The 2,329-nt window shown below is 44.6% G+C and carries 2 protein-coding genes; both read left to right on the plus strand.

The genetic code is table 11. The features are described 5' to 3' along the window. Positions 1 to 456, plus strand: a 456-nt coding sequence (locus KDK14_RS14195; RefSeq protein ID WP_257265830.1) for a hypothetical protein, incomplete at its 5' end; no start/stop codon positions are given. A 153-nt stretch (positions 457 to 609) separates the two neighbouring features. Further along, positions 610 to 2,329 (plus strand): DUF4116 domain-containing protein (locus tag KDK14_RS14200; protein ID WP_257265831.1); only part of this gene is annotated, 1,720 nt, incomplete at its 3' end.

The raw sequence follows: 2,329 nt of genomic DNA on the forward strand, positions 1-2,329 counted from the left end.
AAAAACCCGCAGGCGCTCAGGGAAACGGCCACATTTGTTGAATCCGCCTGCAACGCATTCCTGTCGGGACTCATGCCTGCGTCTGGTACACTTAATCAACTCCAATCCCTCCTGGGTCATGAATACCGGGCATGGCTTGCCCGGGTAGCGCAGGAGGTACTCTACTGGACGGCACTGCAGCCAGGAGAGCCTGGATTTACTCAGCTTCCAAAAGGCGACTATGACCCGGCCGACTGTTACCAGAATCACATAGCCAAAGATGAACACCTCTGTGAAGCGCTCTATCCCGTTGGTGCTTACACGTTTTTAAAAACCCATCATTTTCTAAATATAATTAACGGCCGGTTAAATCTTGGGGGCTATAGCACCACAATGCCACTGGTAACACTTATGAATGGGTTGACCAAAATATGTGCTGCTCTATTGGAGCGGCTGAACCATCCGGGCAGGCCTTGATCATTTGCTGGGCTTTAATTTTTCAGGCTTTCGCGACAACCTCAGATGGTGGGTTTTGGCATTTTTCTGCAACAGGAATCTGTCGGGAACTTATTACTGATTTAATAGTCAAAATTACAATATTAACAACAGGATTCAAAATAAGTCAGTAAAATGAATATTGCAGGCAGCACAACTATCGATAAAAACCCGAAAGATGCCCGGGAATATCATCCTGAACCAAACAGTGATTCATCAGGTCAACCCTGGGGTAACTACTTTGTTAAAAAGGATTCAGGGGGGTATGACGAGGGCGGTTTACCTGTCAGAAATATGCCTTATACTTCTGCCGATGCTGAAACCCCTTTGCCATGGTCACGTGTGCAAGCCTGCCCTGCTGCCACCTTTGACTTGCCACAAGGCAATCTTGGTCATGAGTTAAAAGCGTTGTTGCTAAGCGTTGTCCAGTGCGCAGACAAACAGCAGCCATTGCCGCTCAGTGACTATAAACCATTTATCCAATATTTCGGGCAGTTTCCCCCCAATGTCGACCTGGATCAGCTGGATTCCCAAGATTACCTGTTAATAGTTAAAACAAATCCTTCATATTTTCATCGAGTTCCAGAAGAAAAATTAACGCCAGAGTTGTGTGTTGTGGCATGCAGGGATAATTACGCAAACTGTAATTATATACCTGAGGTAATGAAAACCGATGCATTGTGTCGAGCTTTGGCACTGGAAAATATTGATACACTTGAATTTATCCCCGATAAAATAAAAAGACAATGGCTGAATAATGGTTTCCTTGACCGGCTCCTGAAAACATCCGGTGAGGTTATGCTAGATATTCCGCTGGATGAAAGAACTGATTGCCGTTTTGAAATTGCCTGCAAAATAGACCCCTCGGCGCTGAAACATTACCCAAAAAACAAACCCATTAATGACCATTTATTAACCATTGCAATCGAACATTTTGGTTCTTTGCAATATTGCCCGGACCATAAAAAAACAGCAGAACTTTGTGAGGTAGCCTGTCGACGTAATGGGTTGGCATTAGAGTATGTTCCTGAACAGCTGAAAACCGCACCATTATGCCAGCTAGCTGTGGAGAATAATGCCATGGCTTTCGAATTCATCCCTGAAGCGGTCAAAACATACGAGATATGTCTGGCAGCCGCCCGAGGTGGCCAATGCTCCGGGAAACTTCCTGAATTTTTAACGGAAGCACAACAGACGGAGATTTACCGTACTGCATGTATTTGTGGGATGTTTACCTTAAAATATGTGCCAGAGCGATTAATAACCTTTGAATTTCTCGCTTCAGTCATTACCAGCAATAAGCACAGGTTTTCACCTCTCGCTTTTACCAGTGGTAAAAACCTGAACAATTATGTGGCCTATGATAAAGCCATTGAGCTGTATTCGTTAGCCCTTTGCCTGTCACCCGATGCACTGCCGGATGTCCCCAATGATGCAAAAATCAGAGCCATATTTGATGCGGCCTTGAACAAAGATTTGTCGATATTACGTTATATTCCACCGAAAAAACTGAGTGCCACAGAGCGTTGCCTACAGGCATCAGCCCCAAAAAGGACGATCGAACCGGAAGACTTAGGCGAGGAACTCATGTTGTTCGAATTAATCCGGAATAACAAAACACCCTATGTGCCTACGAATATTCAGTTGATGTATTTAACTTCTTCCAGTGTCTCAATGGAAGAGAAACTCAGCTTCATTGAATCATTGGATGCCCCGACTTATACCTTTCCAAAGCAAGTAATAAATGCACCACTGATTTGCCAAAAGTCACCTTTACAATGGATCAGCAGCACCAATCTGTTTTTGATACCCCTGATTTCAACCGCTCATCAGGTCACCGGATTTGCGCTGCCCA

Source organism: Endozoicomonas sp. ONNA2, from assembly GCF_024606365.1.
Classification (GTDB): Bacteria; Pseudomonadota; Gammaproteobacteria; order Pseudomonadales; family Endozoicomonadaceae; genus Endozoicomonas.